This window comes from Streptococcus taoyuanensis, from assembly GCF_029589235.1.
In the GTDB taxonomy this organism is placed as follows: domain Bacteria; phylum Bacillota; class Bacilli; order Lactobacillales; family Streptococcaceae; genus Streptococcus; species Streptococcus taoyuanensis.
Window position 1 is genome coordinate 233987 of record NZ_JARQVW010000002.1, and the last position, 22454, is coordinate 256440.

The 22454-nt window shown below is 43.9% G+C and carries 20 protein-coding genes; 18 read left to right on the plus strand and 2 right to left on the minus strand.

Going from position 1 to position 22454, the window contains the following annotated elements; genetic code table 11:
• Positions 1–20 precede the first annotated feature (20 nt).
• On the plus strand, positions 21–1526 hold the full coding sequence (pyk, locus tag P5Y91_RS02990; RefSeq protein WP_070589328.1) for a pyruvate kinase: 1506 nt from the start codon (positions 21–23) through the stop codon (positions 1524–1526).
• Positions 1527–1691: 165 nt separating this feature from the next.
• Positions 1692–2252: a signal peptidase I gene (gene lepB / locus P5Y91_RS02995; RefSeq protein WP_003006560.1), complete on the plus strand. Its 561-nt coding sequence runs from the start codon at positions 1692–1694 to the stop codon at positions 2250–2252.
• An 87-nt stretch (positions 2253–2339) separates the two neighbouring features.
• Here lepB and P5Y91_RS03000 read toward each other — a convergent pair whose 3' ends face one another.
• Positions 2340–3533 (minus strand): cation diffusion facilitator family transporter, encoded by a 1194-nt coding sequence (locus P5Y91_RS03000; protein ID WP_277838954.1) that lies wholly within the window; start codon positions 3531–3533, stop codon positions 2340–2342.
• Positions 3534–3731: 198 nt separating this feature from the next.
• Between P5Y91_RS03000 and pcrA the strand changes: the two genes are divergently transcribed.
• The 3 genes from pcrA to P5Y91_RS03015 all read left to right on the plus strand — a co-directional run bounded on the left by pcrA (position 3732) and on the right by P5Y91_RS03015 (position 8432).
• Positions 3732–6017, plus strand: coding sequence for a DNA helicase PcrA (gene pcrA, locus P5Y91_RS03005; RefSeq protein WP_277838955.1), 2286 nt, complete (start codon positions 3732–3734; stop codon positions 6015–6017).
• Between the two features lie 336 nt (positions 6018–6353).
• The gene (locus P5Y91_RS03010; protein WP_023917750.1) at positions 6354–7628 is read left to right on the plus strand and encodes a DUF2130 domain-containing protein; all 1275 of its coding nucleotides are present in this window, start codon (positions 6354–6356) and stop codon (positions 7626–7628) included.
• A gap of 3 nt (positions 7629–7631) precedes the next feature.
• The gene (locus P5Y91_RS03015; protein WP_442478249.1) at positions 7632–8432 is read left to right on the plus strand and encodes an alpha/beta fold hydrolase; all 801 of its coding nucleotides are present in this window, start codon (positions 7632–7634) and stop codon (positions 8430–8432) included.
• A gap of 37 nt (positions 8433–8469) precedes the next feature.
• On the opposite strand, the gene P5Y91_RS03020 is transcribed toward P5Y91_RS03015, so the two are convergent.
• Positions 8470–9786, minus strand: coding sequence for an FAD-containing oxidoreductase (locus P5Y91_RS03020; RefSeq protein ID WP_277838956.1), 1317 nt, complete (start codon positions 9784–9786; stop codon positions 8470–8472).
• A 180-nt stretch (positions 9787–9966) separates the two neighbouring features.
• On the opposite strand from P5Y91_RS03020, the gene truB reads away from it, so the two are divergent.
• The 13 genes from truB (at position 9967) to P5Y91_RS03085 (ending at position 22436) form a co-directional block, all read left to right on the plus strand.
• Positions 9967–10863, plus strand: a complete 897-nt coding sequence (truB, locus tag P5Y91_RS03025) for a tRNA pseudouridine(55) synthase TruB (RefSeq protein ID WP_045759281.1) — start codon at positions 9967–9969, stop codon at positions 10861–10863.
• Positions 10864–10867: 4 nt separating this feature from the next.
• A complete protein-coding gene (locus P5Y91_RS03030; protein WP_155125108.1) occupies positions 10868–11788 on the plus strand; it encodes a bifunctional riboflavin kinase/FAD synthetase in 921 nt (306 codons plus the stop codon).
• A gap of 172 nt (positions 11789–11960) precedes the next feature.
• A complete protein-coding gene (locus P5Y91_RS03035) occupies positions 11961–12362 on the plus strand; it encodes a Spx/MgsR family RNA polymerase-binding regulatory protein (protein ID WP_009732658.1) in 402 nt (133 codons plus the stop codon).
• Between the two features lie 12 nt (positions 12363–12374).
• The gene (locus tag P5Y91_RS03040) at positions 12375–12653 is read left to right on the plus strand and encodes a UPF0223 family protein (RefSeq protein ID WP_031577056.1); all 279 of its coding nucleotides are present in this window, start codon (positions 12375–12377) and stop codon (positions 12651–12653) included.
• Complete coding sequence (locus tag P5Y91_RS03045; RefSeq protein WP_118397114.1) at positions 12643–13413, plus strand: inositol monophosphatase family protein; 771 nt, start codon at positions 12643–12645, stop codon at positions 13411–13413. Before P5Y91_RS03040 ends, P5Y91_RS03045 begins: the two co-directional genes overlap by 11 nt.
• The gene (locus P5Y91_RS03050) at positions 13414–14718 is read left to right on the plus strand and encodes an RsmF rRNA methyltransferase first C-terminal domain-containing protein (RefSeq protein ID WP_277838957.1); all 1305 of its coding nucleotides are present in this window, start codon (positions 13414–13416) and stop codon (positions 14716–14718) included. It abuts the gene before it with no gap.
• Between the two features lie 107 nt (positions 14719–14825).
• Positions 14826–15692: a phosphate ABC transporter substrate-binding protein PstS family protein gene (locus P5Y91_RS03055; RefSeq protein WP_003017442.1), complete on the plus strand. Its 867-nt coding sequence runs from the start codon at positions 14826–14828 to the stop codon at positions 15690–15692.
• A gap of 16 nt (positions 15693–15708) precedes the next feature.
• Positions 15709–16620: a phosphate ABC transporter permease subunit PstC gene (gene pstC, locus P5Y91_RS03060; protein ID WP_003003307.1), complete on the plus strand. Its 912-nt coding sequence runs from the start codon at positions 15709–15711 to the stop codon at positions 16618–16620.
• Positions 16610–17494, plus strand: coding sequence for a phosphate ABC transporter permease PstA (pstA, locus tag P5Y91_RS03065; protein WP_003006597.1), 885 nt, complete (start codon positions 16610–16612; stop codon positions 17492–17494). Before pstC ends, pstA begins: the two co-directional genes overlap by 11 nt.
• 10 nt (positions 17495–17504) lie before the next feature.
• Positions 17505–18308: a phosphate ABC transporter ATP-binding protein PstB gene (pstB, locus tag P5Y91_RS03070; protein ID WP_003006600.1), complete on the plus strand. Its 804-nt coding sequence runs from the start codon at positions 17505–17507 to the stop codon at positions 18306–18308.
• Between the two features lie 29 nt (positions 18309–18337).
• Positions 18338–19096 (plus strand): phosphate ABC transporter ATP-binding protein PstB, encoded by a 759-nt coding sequence (gene pstB / locus P5Y91_RS03075; protein ID WP_277838958.1) that lies wholly within the window; start codon positions 18338–18340, stop codon positions 19094–19096.
• A gap of 12 nt (positions 19097–19108) precedes the next feature.
• The gene (phoU, locus tag P5Y91_RS03080; protein ID WP_003006603.1) at positions 19109–19762 is read left to right on the plus strand and encodes a phosphate signaling complex protein PhoU; all 654 of its coding nucleotides are present in this window, start codon (positions 19109–19111) and stop codon (positions 19760–19762) included.
• A gap of 130 nt (positions 19763–19892) precedes the next feature.
• Positions 19893–22436, plus strand: coding sequence for a M1 family metallopeptidase (locus tag P5Y91_RS03085; RefSeq protein ID WP_277838959.1), 2544 nt, complete (start codon positions 19893–19895; stop codon positions 22434–22436).
• Positions 22437–22454: the final 18 nt, after the last annotated feature.

The window sequence follows — 22454 nt, forward strand, 5'->3', positions numbered from 1 at the left end:
AAAAAGGAGTCATATATATCATGAACAAACGTGTAAAAATCGTTGCAACTTTGGGTCCTGCGGTAGAAATCCGTGGTGGTAAAAAATTTGGTGAAGATGGATACTGGGCTGAAAACCTTGACGTTGAAGCTTCAGCACAAAACATTGCTAAATTGATCGAAGCTGGCGCTAACACTTTCCGTTTCAACTTCTCACACGGTGACCACCAAGAACAAGGTGAACGTATGGCAACTGTTAAACGTGCAGAAGAAATCGCTGGTAAAAAAGTTGGTTTCCTTCTTGATACAAAAGGTCCTGAAATCCGTACTGAATTGTTTGAAGGTGAAGCTAAAGAGTATTCATACAAAACTGGTGAACGTATCCGCGTTGCTACAAAACAAGGCATCAAATCAACTCGTGATGTTATCGCATTGAACGTTGCTGGTGGACTTGACATCTTCGATGACGTTGAAGTTGGACACCAAGTATTGGTTGACGATGGTAAATTGGGTCTTCGTGTTGTAGAAAAAGACGCTGCAAAACGTGAATTTGTCGTTGAAGTTGAAAATGATGGTATCATCGCTAAACAAAAAGGTGTCAACATCCCTAACACTAAGATTCCTTTCCCAGCACTTGCTGAACGCGATAACGACGATATCCGCTTCGGTTTGGAACAAGGTATCAACTTCATCGCGATCTCATTCGTACGTACTGCAAAAGACGTAAATGAAGTTCGTGCAATCTGCGAAGAAACTGGTAATGGACACGTTCAATTGTTTGCGAAGATCGAAAACCAACAAGGTATCGATAATTTAGATGAAATCATTGAAGCTGCAGACGGTATTATGATTGCTCGTGGTGACATGGGTATCGAAGTACCATTTGAAATGGTTCCAGTTTACCAAAAAATGATTATCACTAAAGTGAATGCTGCTGGTAAAGTTGTTATCACTGCAACAAACATGCTTGAAACAATGACTGAAAAACCACGTGCAACTCGTTCTGAAGTATCTGACGTCTTCAACGCTGTTATCGATGGTACTGATGCTACAATGCTTTCAGGTGAATCTGCAAATGGTAAATACCCACTTGAGTCAGTTACAACAATGGCTACAATCGACAAGAACGCTCAAACTCTTCTTAAAGAATACGGACGTTTGAACTCAGATTCATTTGAACGTAACTCTAAGACAGAAGTTATGGCTTCAGCTGTTAAAGATGCTACAAACTCAATGGATATCAAATTGGTTGTAACTCTTACTAAGACTGGTCACACAGCACGTTTGATTTCTAAATACCGTCCAAATGCTGATATCTTGGCATTGACATTTGACGAATTGACAGAACGTGGATTGATGTTGAACTGGGGTGTTATCCCAATGTTGACAGAAGCTCCATCATCAACTGATGACATGTTTGAAATTGCTGAACGCAAAGCAGTTGAAGCTGGTCTTGTACAATCTGGTGATGATATCGTTATCGTTGCAGGTGTACCACTTGGTGAAGCAGTTCGTACAAACACAATGCGTATCCGTACAGTACGTTAATAGACAATTATATCTGAAAGCCTTGCTGGTTGATCTGAAAGGATTGACCGCGAGGTTTTTCTTTTTATTGTTTAGTGTGTTGACAAGAATTCTCACTAATGCTTACTTTCTCTTTTTTAAAGATCAAAAACATGGTATAATAAATAAAAAGGAAGGGAGACATACATGCCAAGGAGAGATTTAATTAGAAATGTCATCATTGTTGGTGTACTGGTTTTGGCACTGATTTTGCTTCGAATCTTTGTATTTCATCCATTTAGTATCAATGATAAGATGGCCAATGCTTCTGTGAAAACTGGAGATCTTGTGGTAGCGACTAGAAATGCTCAGGTAGATCGCAGTGATTTGGTCTTATACAAGGTCGGTGGAAAAGAATACCTTGGACGTGTCATTGCCAAAGAAAACGACGAAGTCAGCTACGTAGATGACGTCCTCTATTTGAATGGACAGGCAACACCAGAACCTTACCTAAATAAAATGCTGAATAAACACTTGGCGGCTCCAACGAGTAATGGGTATTATACGGATGATTTCTTCTTATCAGAGTTAAAGGGAACCAAGGCTGGCCGCGTACCATCGGATACTTACTTGGTTTTAAATGATAACCGTGGGGATACAGAAGATAGTCGGGAATTTGGGTATATCCATAAAAATCAGATCGAAGGAGTTGTCAATCTCCGCCTCTACCCCCTCAATAAATTTGGATTTATAAAAGTTGAAGAATAGCCGAAAGGCTATTTTTTCTTACAAAAAAACTACTGCAAAAAAGAATTGCAGTAGCTTTTTATTCTGGTTAGATTGAGGTAGAGGGTTCTATTTTTTCTGTTTACTGGTAATTTGGTGAAAGACCTTTTGCCAGTGTTCATGACGCCGCCAGAGACTGGTATGGATCTGGTCATTTAACTCATAGCGAATCAATTTGGTCTTTTGACTGATAGATTCAATTTCGAAATTCTTAAAGGGAATTTGATGTTCTTCCTGCAAACGGACCAGGTCCTCTTTGTGGCTTTCTTGGCCATACTCATTGATGAGGGTGAAGTTGTCTGCTAGGAGGGTTTGGTATTCCTGCTGAGCCTGCAAGCGTTCCTCATAGGTCTTTAATTTGAGAAGGACATTGTCCAGAATCTCATCTTCAGGGATAGAACTTGGCTCCACATGGACATCGATATCAAAGACGCTAAACTGTTCTTTGAGAAGGCGCTCGACCTCTTCGGTAATAGCATGGCTCTCATAAACAGAGAGGTCTGGATTCATTTCGATGACGACATCTAGGTAAATGTTGCTTCCGTAAGTCCGTCCCCGTTGGGATTTGACCCGGCTGACCTTTGGCAATTCCAGAATAGCCGCCTTGTATTTATCCAGGAGACTTTCATCAAAACCATCGGAGAGGCTGAAGGAGGATTCAATGAAAATGTCGTAGGCAGTTTTTAGGATAAAGAAGGTAATAACGATGGCCACTAATTGGTCCACAATCGGATAGTTAAGAGCACTAGCTCCAATCGCAACAGAGGTTCCTAAAGAAGTGACCACGTCAGACAGGTTGTCTTTGGCAGCTGCCTTGAGGGCCTTGGATTGAGCTTTCTTAGCTAAAGTCCGGTTATAAAGATAGACCGCAAACATGACAAGGGCTGATCCAACTCCGACAATGGCCCCTAAAGGATCAATGACAGTGGTTTCCCTACTGAGGATTTTCTGAACGGTATCTCGTAGGACATCGAAGCCCACATAAAACATGATGATGGAAGTTACCAGGCTAGCTAGATCTTCAATCTTCCAATGACCAAATCGGTGGTCGCGGTCAGCTGGCTGGCGGGCCATGCGAATGCCGATGAGAAGGGCGACGTTACTGATAATATCGGATAAGTTATTAAAACCATCCGCGACCAAACTGGAGGAGTGAAGGAGATGTCCTGTTGCTAATTTAGCTGCGGAAAGAATCAGGTAGGCGACAATACTGATCAGGGCTCCACGTTCGGCTAGTTTTAAATTACTTTGTGATTGATTCACTGATAACTCCTCCAGACTTCTGTAGATTTCCTCCTAAGCGAAAAACTTGGATCGTTGTTAATGAGGAAATATTCGTTCTTCTTAAGCTTTTATTATAGCCTTTTTGAGTGCAAAATTCAAATGATGCCAACTGTTTCCAAAAGGAGAAAGGGCGAAAATGTGGTATAATAGAACGATTGAATGAATGAGGAGTATGAGATGAATCCTTTATTGAATGGTATGAATGATCGCCAGGCAGAGGCGGTCCAAACGACAGAAGGTCCCCTTTTGATCATGGCGGGAGCTGGTTCTGGTAAGACACGTGTCCTGACCCACCGGATCGCTTACTTGATCGATGAAAAAATGGTCAATCCTTGGAATATTTTGGCCATTACCTTTACCAATAAAGCCGCTCGGGAGATGAAGGAGAGGGCCTATCAGTTAAACCCAGCGACTCAAGATTGCTTGATTGCCACCTTCCACTCCATGTGTGTGCGTATCCTCCGTCGAGATGCGGATCATATTGGCTACAATCGCAACTTTACCATTGTCGACCCAGGTGAGCAACGGACCTTGATGAAGCGGATTTTGAAGTCCTTGAACTTGGATCCTAAGAAATGGAATGAACGGACCATCTTGGGGACCATTTCCAATGCCAAAAATGACTTGATTGATGAAGTGGCCTATGCTGCCCAGGCTGGAGATATGTATACCCAGATTGTCGCCAAGTGCTATGAGGCTTACCAAAAGGAACTCCGTCAGTCAGAAGCAGTGGACTTTGATGATTTGATCATGTTGACCTTGCGTCTCTTTGACCAGCATCCTGATGTGCTGACCTATTACCAGCAGAAGTTCCAATACATCCATGTAGATGAGTACCAAGATACCAACCATGCCCAATACCAATTGGTCAAACTGTTGGCTTCTCGCTTTAAAAATATCTGTGTTGTTGGGGATGCTGACCAGTCTATTTATGGCTGGCGGGGAGCGGATATGCAGAATATCTTGGACTTTGAGAAGGATTATCCTGATGCCAAGGTCGTTTTGTTAGAGGAAAATTATCGTTCCACTAAAACCATCCTACAAGCAGCTAACGATGTTATCAAAAACAATCGCCACCGCCGTCCGAAGAATCTCTGGACACAAAATGAAGACGGGGAAGAAATTGTCTATTACAGGGCTAATGATGAGCAGGATGAAGCTGTCTTTGTTGCTAAAACGATTGAAGAGCTTAGTCGCGAAGCTGGCTACAAACACCGTGATTTTGCCGTTCTCTACCGGACCAATGCTCAGTCACGGACCATTGAAGAAGCGCTACTCAAGTCCAACATTCCCTACACCATGGTGGGGGGCACCAAGTTCTACAGCCGAAAGGAAATTCGGGATGTCATTGCTTATCTGAACTTGATTGCCAACCTCAGTGACAATATCAGTTTTGAGCGCATTATCAATGAACCCAAGCGGGGAATCGGGCCAGGTACAGTGGATAAGATTCGCGACTTTGCCCAAATGCAAGAGTCCTCACTCCTAGATGCTTCAGCCAATATCATGCTCTCTGGCATCAAAGGAAAGGCAGCCCAAGCCATCTGGGACTTTGCCAATCTCATTCTTGATTTGAGAGAAAGATTGGACCAGCTGACCATTACAGAGTTGGTCGAAGAAGTCCTTGACAAGACAGGTTATATGACAGCCCTAACCAATCAAGGGAATCTAGAAAGTCAAGCCCGCATCGAGAATATCCAAGAGTTCCTGTCTGTTACCAAGAATTTTGATGAAAACGGGGAAACCGTCGACGACGAATCAGGCGTGGAAACCTTGAGTCGTTTCTTGAACGATTTGGCTTTGATTGCCGATACAGATGATGGGGCCCAAGAAACTTCAGAAGTGACCTTGATGACTCTTCACGCGGCTAAGGGATTGGAGTTCCCAGTCGTCTTCTTGATTGGAATGGAAGAAAATGTCTTTCCTCTTAGTCGTGCAGCAGAGGATCCAGACGAGTTGGAAGAAGAACGTCGTCTGGCTTATGTAGGGATTACACGGGCAGAGAAGGTTCTCTTCTTGACCAATGCCAACTCACGTTTGCTCTTTGGACGAACCAGCTACAATCGTCCGACGCGTTTCATCAATGAAATTAGCTCGGATTTATTGACCTACCAGGGATTAGCACGTCCAGTCAACACTAGCTTTAAGGCTTCTTATAGTAATGGTGGCGGAACGACCTTTGGAAAAGGCATGAGCCTGTCACAAGCCCTTCAAGAGCGCAAGAGACAAGCAGCCCCAAGTGCTCTCACCTCCTCAAGCCTCCCCTTTGGCAATAGCAACCGAGCTGGTGACAAAGAAAGCGTCGCTTGGTCCATTGGCGACATTGCCATTCATAAGAAGTGGGGTGAAGGAACTGTCCTAGAAGTCTCTGGTAGTGGCAGTACCCAAGAGCTCAAGATCAACTTCCCAGAAGTGGGCCTCAAAAAACTCTTGGCCAGTGTCGCGCCAATTGAGAAGAAATAAACTGAAACCAGTAAGCTTAGCTTGCTGGTTTTGTCCTTTTATCAACTTCCCTTAGGTGAGGGCGGACGGTAGCGACTCCCTTTGGGATTCCATACCTTAGATTTGAGCCTTCCGTCTCAAATCTACCGAGCAGCAGAAACAAATTTGTTTCTACTGCTTTTCTCACGGCGGGAAGTTTTAATGGTCATTGTTCTTCTTTCTTAAATTCTCTCATTTACTCTATTCACTGTCATAAACTAATTGTGAAGGGAAATAGTAGGAGTAAGCCTCGTTTGCTGGTTTTGATTTTACTGCTGGCATGATATAATATACTAAGAATAGAGAAAGAGGCATGCTATGAACGAAATCAAGTGCCCCAACTGTGGGGAAGTCTTTACAGTCAATGAAAGTCAATACAGCGAGCTCTTGTCACAGGTACGGACAGCTGAGTTTGACAAGGAAATTCATGAGAGGATTCGCCAAGAGTTGGCTTTGGCTGAGCAAAAGGCCCTTAATGAGCAACAAGAGAAGTTAGCCAAGAAGGATCAAGAAATTGCCCAGTTACAAAACCAGATTCAACAGTTTGATACTGAAAAAGAATTGGCCAAAAAAGAGGTGGAGCAAACAGCTAGCCAAAGCCTGCTAGAGAAAGAAAAAGAAGTGCAAGCACTGGAAAATCAGTTGGCCACCTTGCGCTTGGAGCATGAGAATCAACTGCAAAAAACACTGTCTGATCTAGAGAAAGAAAGAGATCAGGTCAAAAATCAGCTCCTATTACAAGAAAAAGAAAACGAGCTTTCTCTGACTTCTGTTAAGCAAAACTATGAGGCTCAGCTAAAGGCGGCCAATGAACAGGTCGAGTTCTACAAGAATTTTAAGGCCCAACAATCAACCAAGGCCATCGGGGAAAGTCTGGAGCAGTATGCGGAAAGTGAATTCAACAAGGTTCGCAGTTTTGCCTTCCCAAATGCCTATTTTGAAAAGGACAACAAGGTCTCTGCACGTGGGTCTAAAGGCGACTTTATCTTCCGTGAATGTGATGAAAATGGAGTGGAGATTATCTCCATTATGTTTGAGATGAAGAATGAAGCTGACGGGACAGAGAAGAAGCATAAGAATGCGGATTTCTACAAGGAGTTGGACAAGGATCGTCGAGAAAAGAACTGTGAATATGCCGTTTTGGTGACCATGCTTGAGGCAGATAACGACTACTTCAACACAGGAATTGTCGATGTCAGTCATGAGTATGAGAAGATGTATGTGGTCCGTCCTCAGTTCTTTATCCAGATCATTGGACTCTTGCGCAATGCGGCCCTCAATTCCCTGAAGTACAAGCAGGAATTGGCGCTTGTCCGTGAACAAAATATTGATATTACCCACTTTGAAGAGGACCTAGATGCCTTTAAAGTAGCCTTTGCTAAGAACTACAATTCTGCTTCTGTCAACTTTGGCAAGGCCATTGATGAAATCGACAAAGCCATCAAACGGATGGAAGAAGTCAAGAAATTCTTGACCACATCAGAAAACCAACTCCGCCTCGCTAACAACAAGTTGGATGATGTTTCCGTTAAAAAATTGACACGGAAAAATCCAACCATGAAAGCTAAGTTTGATGCTCTGAAAGGAGAATAATCTTTGTATTCAGCTAAGAACGCTACCTTGTCCATGAATGGGAAAACCATGGACTATGTAACATTTGGTAAAGGTAAACAGCCATTAGTAATCATACCAGGCTTGGGTGATGGACTACAGACGGTTAAAGGTATGGCTATGCCTTTTTCAATCACATACCGTATACTTGCCAAACGTTACAAAATTTATGTTTTTTCTCGAATCAATGAGCTGAGACAGGGCTATACAACGCGGGATATGGCAGCAGATGTAGCAGAAGCAATGGAGGCGCTGAACTTAGATACATCTTATGTTATGGGGATTTCGCAAGGTGGAATGATTGCCCAATGGTTGGTGGTGGATTTCCCTGAAAAGGTTCAAAAGCTCATCTTAGCCGTGACTACTGCAAAACCTAGTCAACTTGCTAGAGAGCGAATTGAGCATTGGCAAAAGCTTAGTCAATCTGGAACTTTTAGAGACCTCATTCTGGATATTGCAAAGCATTCTTACACGCAAAAGAGTTATCAAAAGTGGCGGTTGCTTTATAATATTATGGGTCGCTTGGGGCGAATCAAAGATGAAAATAGAATAGCCATTCAGTCTCAGTCTTGCCTGGAACATAATAGCCTTGAGGTCTTAAAAGAAATTCAGTGTCCAACCTTGGTCCTTGGTGCGCTTGAAGATGATGTGATTGGTGTGAAGGGATCCAAGGAACTGGCAAAAGCGATTTTGGGTTGTCAGCTCCTTATTCTAAAGCATTCTGGGCATGCTCTTTATGAAGAAAATAAAGTATTTCAAGAGGCTGTCTGTGAATTCTTAAACTAAAAAACGCTGGAAAATTTTTCCAGCGTTTTTATTCTATTTAAATCGCAAAGAGATCGTTTAGGTTTTCTGCCATGGTTGGGTGGGTAAAGATTTGTTTTGCGATGTAAGTATAAGGGATCTTGTTGTCCATCGCCATGGTAATCAGGTTGATGAGTTCGCCTGCAGCTTCTCCAAAGAGCGTCACTCCAAGAATTTCTTTAGTTTCTGGGTTGACCACGGCTTTGAAGGCACCTCGAAGGTCTGCATTGACGTGTCCGCGTGGCATAGCAGCAACTGGCAATTCTTTAACAGCAACTGGAAGTTCTTTGTCACGTGCTTCTTGCTCGGTCAAGCCGACTTGGGCAAGTGGAGGAGCAATAAAGAGTGTTGTCGCATAATTTCTACGAGTTTCGAGATTGTAGCTACCATCGCCTGTGAGGTAGTTGAAGACAATGCGGAAGTCATCGAGTGACATGTAGGTGAATTGAGGGCCACCATTGACATCTCCAACTGCAAAGACACCAGGGACGCTGGTTTCCAAATGACGGTTGACTTGGATCGCTCCACGATCAGTGACTTGGATGTCTGTGTTTTCAAGACCAAGTCCAGCTGTGTTTGGCTTACGACCTGTTGCGTAGAGAAGGATATCGAACTCAAAGTCTCCCTTATCTGTGACAACCGTTAAGCTGTTTTGGCCATCTTTGATTTCTTGGGTATGAATGCCTTGCAAGAATTGAATACCGTCTTCTTCAAGGTAGCCTTTTGCAAGAGCTGCGATGCTTGGCTCGATCCGTGGCAAGAATGCTTCAGAAGCATCCAATACTGTTACTTGGCTGCCCAAGGTATTGTAGAGATGAGCAAATTCCAATCCGATAGGCCCACCGCCAAGGACACCGAGGCGTTTAGGTAGGCTTTCCAAACGTTGAATGCCGGTTGAATCCACAGCAAATTTACTTTCAGCCAAACCTGGGATTGGAAGGATAGTTGGCACAGCACCAGTATTAATAATAATGGTTTCAGCTGTCAATTCTTCCTTTTCATCCCCAGCTTGAATTTCGATGACCTTGTTGGAAAGGAAACGAGCAGTCGCATCGATGATATCTACACCAGTTCCAGCAATCGTTGCGTAGTTCTTGCCGTTGAGACGAGTAGTGACTGCATTTTTTTCGCTCATAGCTTGTTCAAAATCCAAGCCTTTTTCCGCTGCGACGATCAAGGTCTTGGTGGGAATACAAGCGATATTGATACAAGTACCACCATACATAGACTTGCTCTTTTCAATCAGAGCGACTTTTTTTCCTTGGCTTGATAATTTCGCTGCAAGAGTTTTACCAGCTTTACCAAATCCAATAACAATAACATCATACATTAACATATGTTACACCTTCTTTCGTTTTCTATTGTATCAAACCCACTTTAAAAAGTCTGAAATCTGCTACGGGATTTTTTGGGAGCTTATCAGGAAGAGGAAACAGGGACAAGAAGTCTTGTTTCGTGGTATAATAAAGGGTCGGTGACCCGGATGGTCACACAAGAGTTAGAAAGAGCAAATCAGATGGACGGAATTATCAATGTAAAAAAAGAAGCAGGCATGACCTCACATGATGTGGTCTTTAAACTGCGAAAAATCTTAGGAACTAAGAAGATCGGCCATGGGGGAACGCTGGATCCAGATGTGGTGGGAGTGCTTCCGATTGCAGTTGGAAAGGCGACCCGGATGGTCGAATTCATGCAAGATGAAGGCAAGGTCTATGAGGGAGAAATCACTTTGGGCTTTTCTACCACGACGGAGGATGCCAGCGGGGAAGTCGTAGAGCGGACCCCAGTGGAAGCATCTTTAGATGCAGAAGAGGTGGACCGCATGATTGCTCAAATGGTGGGAGAAATGGAGCAGGTACCGCCTATGTATTCAGCGGTCAAGGTCAATGGACGTAAGCTCTATGAATATGCGCGGGCAGGAGAAGAAGTGGAACGCCCTGTCCGACAGGTAACCATTTATGAATTCACACGCACCAGTGAGATTAGCTATGAAGAAAGTCTAGCCCGTTTTCGTTTCCGGGTTAAATGCAGTAAGGGCACCTATATCCGGACCTTGTCGGTGGATTTGGGTCAAAAACTGGGCTACGCAGCCCATATGTCTCATCTGACACGGACCAGTGCTGCCGGTTTGTCACTGGAAGATGCCCTGACCTTAGAAGAGGTGGCTGAAAAAGTAGGGCAAGGAGATTTGAGCTTCCTTCACCCACTTGAAATTGGCACCGGGGATCTGGAAAAAGTAGAGCTGACAGTAGAAGAGGTTGGCGAAGTCCAAGTGGGACGCTTTATTCCAGTTGAGAGCGAAGCCAGAGAGTTAGCTGCGTTTTACCAAGGGAAATTGGTAGCCATTATGGAAAAAAGGGAAGAACTTTACAAACCTCGCAAGGTTTTTCTGACAGAAAATGTGTTACAATAAATTCATGAATATTCGTACGATAACTACTGCTAACCAGATCCATTTGGAGAATGAGACAGTTTTGGTTCTGGGCTACTTTGATGGCCTGCATCTGGGGCATCAAGAACTCTTTAAAAAGGCGCGTCAGATAGCGGATGAAAAAGGCTTGAAGGTCGCTTTGTTAACCTTCCCTGAATCTCCTAAGTTAGCCTTTGTTCGCTACCAACCAGAATTACTACTTCATTTGCAGAGTCCTGAGGATCGGTTCCAAAAATTAAACGAACTAGGAGTGGATGAGCTCTTCCTCATTGATTTTACGACCGATTTTGCTTCTAAAACTGCGAAAGAATTTGTTGATCAATTTGTCAAAGCATTGAGGGCCCGAGTTTTAATTGCTGGATTTGATTATAGTTTTGGCTCTGATAAGAAAACGGCCTCTGACTTATCTGCTTATTTTGATGGTCAAGTGGAAGTCATTTCTCCTGTATTGGATCAGGGGGAAAAGGTTAGTTCGACCCGAATTCGTCAAGCTGTCCTAGAAGGACGCGTCAAAGAAGCTGCCCGTCTACTTGGTCACCCTTTATCCAGTCGGGGAATCGTCGTGCACGGGGATGCGCGTGGCCGCACCATTGGCTATCCTACCGCCAATCTAGCACCGATTGATCGGACCTATCTCCCATCAGATGGGGTTTATGTAGTCGATGTCGATTTTAAAGGGCAGACCTACCGTGGGATGGCTTCTGTCGGGAAAAATGTCACCTTTGATGGGAAAGAGCTTCGTTTCGAAGTCAATCTCTTTGATTTTACAGGAGACATCTATGGTCATACCCTGACCATTCATTGGTTAGATAAGATTCGAGAAATGGTCAAATTCGATGGGATCGATCAACTAGTGGCGCAACTAGAAGAAGATGAAGCAGTTTCACGAAACTGGAACGAGGATTAGGAACTTTCCTAATCCTTTTTTGTGTGCCTCTTCTTGAGAATAATGAAAGGGATTTCTTTTTTCCACTGAAATCCAGAAAAATCGTCGAGAAATCAAAAAAGCGCTTTTCAAGCACCTATTTTTTTTGTATAATAGAGTCAGATAGTTATATATAAAAAAAGAAGTGAACCACATGATTACATTATTTTTATCACCGAGTTGTACATCATGTCGAAAAGCTCGGGCTTGGTTAAAAAAGCACGATGTTCCATTTAAAGAACACAATATTATGACAAGTCCTTTGAGCAAACAGGAGTTGACAAGTATATTGGCCTTGACCGAAAACGGAACAGACGACATTATTTCAACTCGTTCAAAAATTTTTCAAAAATTGGATGTTGATGTTGAAGATTTATCCATCTCAGCCTTGATCCATCTGATTGAGGAAAATCCTAGTCTCTTGCGGAGACCGATTATTTTAGATAACAAACGTATGCAGATTGGCTTTAACGAAGATGAAATTCGGGCCTTCTTGCCACGGAGTTATCGCAAACAAGAGTTACGCTCTGCCACTCTAAGAGCAGAAATAAACTAAGAAGTATGTCGAATGCAAAAAAATTATAGTTACCCACTGGACTTATCGTGGAGCACTGAAGAGCTTGCTTCAGTGCTTTCTTTTTTCAATAAAGTTGAAGAAGCTTATGAAAGTAAGGTAGAGGCCAAAGAATACATGGAAGCCTACCGCGCTTTTAAGAAGGTCGTACCTAGTATCGGAGAAGAAAAGCGTCTTGGACGGGAGTTCGAAGAAGTGAGCGGTTATTCTCTCTATCGTGCGACCCAGACTGCAAAGCAAAAAGAGGAAGGATGGTTTTCTCTTGAAGAATAAATTAGAGTTTGCCAAACAAATCGTTTTAGAGGCTGGAGACTACTTGCGTCTTCATCTCCATGATGACTTGATGATCTCAAAAAAAACTGGGCCGACAGATTTAGTAACCCAGATGGACCAACAGGTTCAAAAGGATTTGGTTGAAAAAATCAAACATCGCTACCCAGAAGATCGGATTTTTGCGGAGGAAGATGGCCTTCGATCCCCAATTTCAGAAGGAGCCGTTTGGGTGATTGATCCCATTGATGGGACCAATAACTTTGTGACCCAAAAGGAAGATTTTGCGGTCATGGTGGCCTATTTTGAAGACGGAATTGGTCGGTTTGGCCTGATCTACGATGTGATGCGGGATCACCTTTTTTACGGGGGTGGAGAATTCCCTGTTTATCGCAATGATCTTGAACTGACGCCCTTTGTAGATCAGCCCTTAGAGAACTTTCTGATTGCGTCAAATATCGGTATGCTTGAGAAAAATGACTGGGGCATGGCCGATCTTGGAATGGATTCACTAGGAATCCGGGTCTATGGCAGTGCCGGTATTAGTTTTTCAAAAATTCTCTCAGGTGGCATTCTGGCCTATTTTAGCTACATCTGGCCTTGGGATTATGCTGCTGCTGCGATCATGGGGGAACAGTTGGGCTATACCGTTTTAAATCTAAATGGAGATAAACCTAATTACCAGTCAGTGGAACCGATTATGATGGTTCCAAAAGTGAAGTTGACAGAGATTCAAACCTATCTTAAGAAAGGGAGAAGTTAAATGAATTTTCCCAATGGTTTTAAAGAAAAATACCAGCATCTTCTAGGTGAGGATGCTGCTGCTTTTTTTGCGACCTTTGATCAAGAAGCAGTAGCAGCCTTTCGCACTAATCCCTTGAAAGAAGCGCAAAAATCATTTGATGATCCGATACCCAATACCCCTTGGGGCCATTATGGAAAGGTCTCAGGTAAATCCATCGAACACGCGACGGGCTTGGTCTATTCACAAGAACCAGCAGCTCAGATAGTGGCCCAAGTCGCCCAGCCAAAGCCTGGGATGAAGGTTCTAGACTTAGCCGCAGCACCTGGTGGTAAGACGACGCAACTCTTGTCTTATTTGGACAATCAAGGACTCTTGGTCTCCAATGAAATCCACAAGGGACGCTCGAAAATTCTTGTAGAGAATGTCGAACGATTTGGTGCGCGAAATGTGCTGGTGACCAATGAGTCTGCCGATCGTCTGGCCAAAGTTTTCTCAGGCTTTTTTGATCTAATTGTACTGGATGCCCCATGTTCAGGTGAGGGGATGTTTCGTAAGCAACCAGATGCCATGGACTATTGGTCTGTCGATTATCCTCGAGAGTGCAGTCTCCTTCAAAGAGAGATTCTAGAGAATGCCCTCAAGATGTTGGTTCCAGGAGGTTCCTTGGTTTATTCAACCTGTACCTGGGCTCCTGAGGAAAATGAAGAGATCGTATCCTGGCTTGTGGAAAATTATGATCTGGAGCTGGAAACGATCGAGAAGATCAATGGTATGGCAGAAGGCATCGACCATCCAGAAACGGCGCGCATGTATCCTCATCTCTTTAAAGGGGAGGGACAATTTGTTGCTAAGTTCCGTTATCTAGGAGAGAATCGTCCTGCCAAAATCCTTTCCAAAAAGGACCAATTATCTGCGGAGCAAAAGAAATGGTGGCAGGAGTTTTCTAAGAAACACTTGAAGATCACTCTAGAAGGTGTCCTCGAAACCTTTGGTGACGAACTCTACTTGGTTCCGCTTGATTTACCAGATTTGCGAAAAGTAAAAATCGCCCGAAATGGTTTGCACCTAGGGACCTTCAAGAAAAATCGATTTGAACCTAGTTTTGCCTTGGGCCTTGCTCTGAAACCGAGTGAGGTAAAAGAGACCGTTTCGATCACGCCTGAAGACTTTGTTCATTATGTGGCGGGAGAGACGGTTCAATTGAAGGAAACGCATCCAAATGGATGGTACCAGGTCCTTGTCGAAGGCAATGGTTTGGGCTTTGCCAAAGTGACCGGACAGACCCTGAAAAATTTCTATCCAAAGGGGCTTCGTTTTAGGTAAAATGCTGGGCAAAGAACTCGTTCTATGATATAGTGGAAGTACAGTTTTTTTTGAAAAAAACTTGTCAAAATCATAAGTGAAATAGTGAAATATCAAGGAGACATGATTTGAAAAAGTCTAAAAAGCTGATCCTAGGACTAGCGACGATCGCATTAGCAGGAAGTTTATCTGCTTGTGCTTCTTGGATCAATCGCGGAGAATCCATCACTGCTGTTGGATCCACTGCCTTGCAACCCTTGGTTGAAGGAGTGGTAGATCGCTACATTGAAGAACATCCTGGTAAGATTGTGAATGTACAAGGAGGAGGTTCTGGTACAGGACTTTCACAAGTTCAATCAGGTGCTGTGGACATCGGAAATAGTGACCTGTTTGCAGAGGAAAAGTCTGGGATCGATGCCTCTAGTCTGGTCGATCATCAGGTAGCCGTAGCAGGGACAGCCATCATTGCCAATAAAAATATCTCGATCGACAATCTGACAACGGAGCAATTGCGAAAGATCTTTACAGGTGAATATACCAACTGGAAGCAGTTGGGTGGTCCAGATCTTGAGATCACGATTGTGAACCGTGCTGTAGGTTCTGGTAGCCGTGCTGTCTTTGATGCCATTATCATGGATGGCAAACAACCCAAGCAGGCCCAAGAGCAAGACTCTAATGGAATGGTGAAAAACATCGTTTCTCAAACTCCAGGAGCCATCTCTTATCTAGCCTTTACCTACTTGGATAGCAGTGTCAAAACCATGAAGCTCAATGGTTATCAACCAACCAAAGCCAATGTCGTCAACAATAACTGGCCAATCTGGTCCTACGAACACATGTATACCAAAGGAAAACCCAATGAGTTGTCTAAAAAATTCATTGACTACATGATGACCGATGAGGTTCAGCAAAAGGTTGTTGGTAAGATGGGCTATATCCCAATCAATGATATGAAAGTCACCCGTGATTTAAAAGGGAATGTGACAAAAAAATAAAAGAATTAGGTAAAAAATGAACGAAGTAGCAAAAAAAATGCTGACGAAATCAAAAAACTCCCGCCTAGAAAAATTTGGGAAAACCATTACCTTTCTATGTATGAGTTTGATTGTTGTCGTCGTTGCCATGATTTTGATTTTCGTGGCCCAAAAAGGTTTATCGACTTTCTTTGTTAATAAAGTCAATATCTTTAGTTTTCTATTTGGGAGTACTTGGAATCCTGCTGCAAAGGAATTCGGAGCCCTACCAATGATTCTAGGTTCCTTTATTGTAACCTTGCTTTCTGCCCTCTTGGCAACGCCGTTTGCCATTGGTGCAGCAGTTTTCATGACAGAAGTCTCTCCTAAAGGAGCTCGTTTCTTGCAACCAGCCATTGAGCTCTTAGTGGGGATTCCTTCAGTTGTTTACGGATTCATTGGCCTTCAAGTGGTCGTCCCATTTACGCGTAGTCTCTTTGGAGGGACTGGTTTTGGGATCCTCTCAGGGGTCTTTGTCCTCTTTGTTATGATCCTGCCAACTGTTACCTTTATGACGACCGATAGCCTTCGAGCTGTGCCCCGTCATTACCGGGAAGCTAGTATGGCTATGGGTGCGACCCGCTGGCAAACCATTTGGCATGTCACGCTCAAGGCAGCCCGCTCAGGAATTTTTACAGCGGTTGTCTTTGGTATGGCGCGTGCCTTCGGGGAAGCCTTGGCGATCCAGATGGTGGTCGGAAACTCGGCAGTGGTACCAACCTCGCTCACAACACCAGCTTCCACCCTCACCTCTATTTTGACCATGGGAATTGGAAATACCGTCATGGGTACGGTCAATAACAATGTTCTTTGGTCACTCGCCTTGGTATTGCTCCTCATGAGTCTTGCCTTTAACAGTGTGATTAAACTGATTACGAAAGAAAGAGGTAAGAAGAACTATGCACGCTAAACGAATGGATAAAATTGCGACAGGAGTGCTGTATGCTATTTCAGGGATCATCGTTGCGATTCTTGCCTCATTGATCCTTTATATCTTGGTCCGTGGCTTGCCCCATGTATCTTGGCACTTCTTGACTGGGAAATCTTCTTCTTACCAAGCAGGAGGAGGGATCGGAATTCAATTGTATAATTCCTTCTTCCTCTTGGTCATTACCTTGGTGATTTCCTTCCCACTTTCTCTTGGGGCTGGGATTTACCTCTCTGAGTATGCTAAAAAAGGTCGCTTGACCAATTTGGTTCGTACCTGTATTGAGATCTTGTCTTCTTTGCCATCTGTCGTTGTAGGTCTCTTTGGTTACCTGGTCTTCGTTGTCCAGTTCAAATATGGATTTTCGATCATTTCAGGGGCCTTGGCCTTGACCGTCTTTAACCTGCCACAGATGACTCGCAATATCGAAGATAGCTTGCAGCACGTTCACCATACACAGCGCGAAGCAGGTCTAGCTCTGGGCTTGTCTCGCTGGGAAACTGTGATTCATGTCGTGGTACCAGAAGCTCTTCCAAGTATTATCACTGGGGTTGTCTTGGCCTCAGGACGGATCTTTGGGGAAGCTGCAGCTTTGATCTATACAGCAGGTCAATCGGCTCCAGCTCTTGATTGGTCAAACTGGAATATCTTTAGTGTAACCAGTCCGATTTCGATCTTCCGTCAGGCTGAAACCTTGGCCGTCCATATCTGGAAGGTCAACAGTGAAGGAACTATTCCAGACTCGATCGAAGTCTCAGCCGGTTCTGCCGCAGTTCTTTTGATCTTTATCTTGATCTTTAACTTTGGAGCACGCAAACTCGGAAGTTACCTCCATAAAAAACTAACATCTGCTTAAAGGAGAAGAAATGTCAAAATACAATTGGGATGAGAGACACATCATTACTTTTCCTGAAGAAAAGGTGGTCCTATCGACCAAAGATTTGCATGTCTATTATGGAACAAACGAGTCCATTAAAGGCGTTGACATGCAGTTTGAAAAGAATAAGATTACAGCCTTGATCGGTCCTTCAGGATCTGGGAAATCAACCTACCTCCGTAGTTTGAACCGGATGAATGATACCATCGATATTGCGCGTGTAACGGGTGAAATTTGGTATGAAGGAATCGATGTCAATCGTCCAGATATCAATGTTTATGAAATGCGCAAGCACATTGGGATGGTTTTCCAACGGCCCAATCCTTTTGCCAAATCGATTTATAAAAACATCACCTTCCCGCATGAACGCGCTGGAGTCAAAGACAAGAAGATCTTAGACGAATTGGTCGAAACTTCTTTGAAACAGGCAGCCCTATGGGATCAGGTCAAGGATGACCTTCATAAATCAGCCTTGACACTTTCAGGTGGCCAACAGCAACGGCTCTGTATCGCGCGGGCTATCTCTGTGAAACCAGATATCTTACTCATGGATGAGCCTGCTTCAGCGCTTGATCCGATCGCGACAGCGCAATTAGAAGAAACCATGCTTGAGTTGAAGAAGGATTATACCATTGTCATCGTGACCCACAGCATGCAACAAGCAGCCCGTGCTAGCGATTATACCGGTTTCTTCTATCTTGGAAACCTCATCGAGTACGATAAGACTTCGAATATTTTCCAAAATGCGAAATTGCAATCGACCAACGATTATGTATCGGGTCACTTTGGATAAAGTAAAATGACAACAAAAAGGAAAATAGAATGACAGAACCAATTTTGCAAGTCAAGGACTTGTCGGTTTATTACAATAAAAAGAAGGCTTTGAATAGTGTCTCCTTGGACTTTGCTCCAAATGAGATCACAGCCTTGATTGGTCCTTCAGGATCAGGGAAATCCACCCTTTTAAAAGCCATTAACCGCATGGGGGACCTTAACCATGAGGTCACAACCACAGGCACCATCCTCTACAACGGTCACAATATCTACGGACCACGGACCGATACGGTCGAATTGCGTAAGGAAATCGGAATGGTCTTCCAACAGCCCAATCCCTTTCCAATGTCCATTTATGATAACGTGACCTACGGCTTGATGATTAATGGTGTCAAGGACAAGGCTGTCTTGGATGAGGCGGTTGAAACCTCACTGAAACGCGCTTCCTTCTGGGATGAAGTCAAGGATCGCCTGCATGATTCAGCGATCGGACTTTCCGGTGGTCAGCAGCAGCGGGTCTGTGTGGCGCGGGTCCTTGCGACCAGTCCAAAGATTATTCTTTTGGATGAGCCAACTTCAGCGCTGGACCCAATTTCAGCTGGGAAGATTGAAGAAACCTTGTATGGACTAAAAGACCGCTACACCATGCTCTTGGTGACACGTTCCATGCAACAAGCAAGTCGGATTTCCGATAAAACTGCCTTTTTCTTAGATGGTGATTTGATCGAGTACAATGACACCAATGAAATGTTCTTGAACCCAGCTAAGAAAGAAACAGAAGACTATGTCTCTGGTAAATTTGGATAGGAAGAAAATAAAATGTTACGAGTTCAATTTGAAGAAGATTTAGAGAAGTTGCATAACCAGTTTTATGCAATGGGAAATGAAGTGTTGAGTCAGATCAACCGTACGGTTCGTGCTTTCGTGACCCATGACCGTGAATTGGCCCGTCAGGTCATCGAAGATGATGCGGAGATCAACGAATACGAAGTGAAGCTAGAGCGTAAGTCTTTTGAGATTATCGCCCTTCAACAGCCCGTTTCACAAGACCTTCGTGTCGTGATGACCGTCTTAAAAGCAGTCTCTGACTTGGAGCGGATGGGGGACCACGCAGTATCGATTGCCAAGGCAACGATTCGCATGAAAGGGGAAGTCCGTATCCAATCTGTTGAGGAAGAAATCAGCAAGATGGGCCGTGAAGTCAAAGATTTTGTCGAAGCGACACTAGATGTTTACCTCAAAGGCGATGTGGATTTGGCCTATGAAGTTGCTTCACGAGATGAAGTCATCAACCATTACTTTGATAGCATCCAAGAATTAGCAACAGAAGAAATTCGGAAAAATCCAGAGTCCATCGTGACCGGACGTGATTATTTCCAAGTGATCAACTTCTTGGAACGCATCGGAGATTATGCAAAAAATATCTGTGAATGGGTAGTTTATTTTGAAACAGGTAAAATTATCGAAATGTAAGATCATGGAGTCTTTTCGATCTCAGACAGGCATTGTCATGCTTGTCTTTTCTTTTATCCCAACTTTGTGATAAAATAGTTTTATTAGGGCTTTTGATTGGAAAAGCGTGAAACATTTAAAGGAGGAAATTATGCAAGCAGTTGCACATTTTGTAGAAACATTCGTTCCAGAACATTATGAAGTGTTTTTGGATTTAAGTCGTAAAACCAAGACCTTTAGCGGTCGTGTGGTGATCACGGGTCAAGCCAAGGCGGACAAGATCTCGCTTCACCAAAAGGATTTGACGATCGAAACAGTAGAAGTAGCCGGTCAAGCTCGTCCATTTACGGTTGATGATGCCAATGAAGCGGTTTATGTTGAATTGGAAGGCACAGGTCAAGTGACAGTTACCCTGACCTATTCTGGTAAGATTACAGACAATATGACTGGGATTTACCCATCTTACTACAGCATTGATGGTGTGAAGAAGGAAGTCCTCTCGACTCAGTTTGAGAGCCATTTTGCGCGTGAAGCCTTTCCAAGTGTGGACGAGCCTGAAGCTAAAGCAACTTTCGATCTTTCTTTGAAATTTGACCAAGAAGAAGGTGAAATTGCCCTTTCAAATATGCCTGAAATCGATGTAGAAAACCGCAAAGAAACAGGAATTTGGAAATTTGCTACGACTCCACGGATGTCTTCTTACCTCCTTGCCTTTGCAGCTGGAGATCTTCAAGGAGTGACAGCTAAGACCAAGAATGGAACCCTAGTCGGTGTCTACTCTACCAAAGCTCACCCATTAGAAAACTTGGACTTCTCATTGGATATTGCCGTTCGTGCTATTGAATTTTATGAAGACTACTATGGCGTCAAGTATCCAATCCCTCAATCCCTTCATATCGCCCTTCCAGACTTCTCTTCAGGAGCGATGGAAAACTGGGGCTTGGTAACCTACCGTGAAGTCTACCTTCTAGTAGATGAAAACTCTACGGCCCAAAGCCGTCAAACAGTAGCTTTGGTGGTGGCTCACGAATTGGCTCACCAATGGTTCGGGAACCTCGTGACCATGAAATGGTGGGATGATCTCTGGTTGAATGAAAGCTTTGCCAATATGATGGAATATGTCAGCTTGGATGCCATTGAACCAAGCTGGAATATCTTTGAAGACTTCCAAACAACTGGAGTGCCTGCTGCCTTGAAACGCGATGCTACAGATGGCGTTCAATCCGTCCATGTGGAAGTCAAACACCCTGATGAGATCAACACCCTCTTTGACCCAGCAATCGTTTACGCCAAGGGTAGCCGTCTCATGCACATGCTTCGCCGTTGGTTAGGCGATGACGCCTTCCGTAAAGGGTTGAAGATCTACTTTGAAAAACACCAATACGGCAATACTATCGGTCGTGACCTTTGGGATGCTCTTGGGCAAGCTTCAGGTCGTGATGTCGCAGCCTTTATGGATTCTTGGTTGGAGCAACCAGGATACCCTGTTGTTTCAGCTTCTGTGGAAAACGATACCTTGATCATCCGTCAAGAGCAGTTCTTCATCGGAGAAAGAGAAGAAAAAGGTCGCAAGTGGGTTGTTCCTTTGAACAGCAACTGGACAGGTATTCCTGATACTTTGGAAACCGAAGTCTTAGAAATTCCAAACTACAGTGCCTTGAAAGCAGCGAACAGCGGAGCTCTTCGCTTTAATACAGAAAATACGGCTCACTATATCAGTGACTACCGAGGGGAATTGTTGGAAGACATCCTCGCTGACCTTGCTAGCTTGGATAGCACTTCGAAATTGCAAGTGGTTCAAGAACGCCGTCTCTTAGCGGAAAGCGGTCAAATTTCTTATGCCAGCCTCTTGCCAGTGATTGAACACTTGACAGAAGAAAGTTCCTACTTGGTTGTTTCAGCTGTTTCGAGCGTCTTAGCCGGAATCAGTCTCTTTGTGGATGAAGGAACGGAAACAGAAGCGGCCTTCCATGAGTTGCTGAAACTCTTGAACCGTTACAACTTTGAACGCTTGGGTCTGGAGGCTAAGCCTGGTGAAACAGAAGAAGACGAAAAAGTTCGTCAGCTTATGATTGCTAACATGATCAAGGCCAATGATGAAGCTGCACAAGCACAAGCGAGCGCTATCTTTGAAGTGCATGCCTCTGATTTGGAAAAACTTCCAGCTGCCATTCGCTTGCAAATCTTAGTCAACCAAATCAAGCACCATGAAACCAAGGCGCTTAGCCAACAATACCTAGATACCTATGTGAAGACAGTTGATGGAAACTTTAAACGCCAGTTGGCAGCTGCTCTTTCTTACACCAAAGATGAGGAAACTTTGGAAAGTCTATTGAAGGAGTGGAAGAACAAGGATGTGGTGAAACCTCAGGACTTGGCTATGAGTTGGTACTACAACTTCTTGCACGATGACTTTACCCAAGGAAGAACTTGGACTTGGGCGCGTGAAAACTGGGATTGGATCAAGAAAGCCCTCGGTGGTGATATGAGCTTTGATAAGTTTGTCATCTACCCAGCCAATACCTTCAAAACAGCAGAGCGCTTAGCAGAATTCAAAGCTTTCTTTGAACCACAATTGTCTGATATGGCTATCAGCCGAAACATCAGTATGGGAATCAAGGAAATCGCAGCGCGTGTGGATTTAATCCAACGGGAAAAAGCAGCAGTAGAAGCCGCTATCCTTGCGACAAAATAGATTTAAAAAAATCGGTAC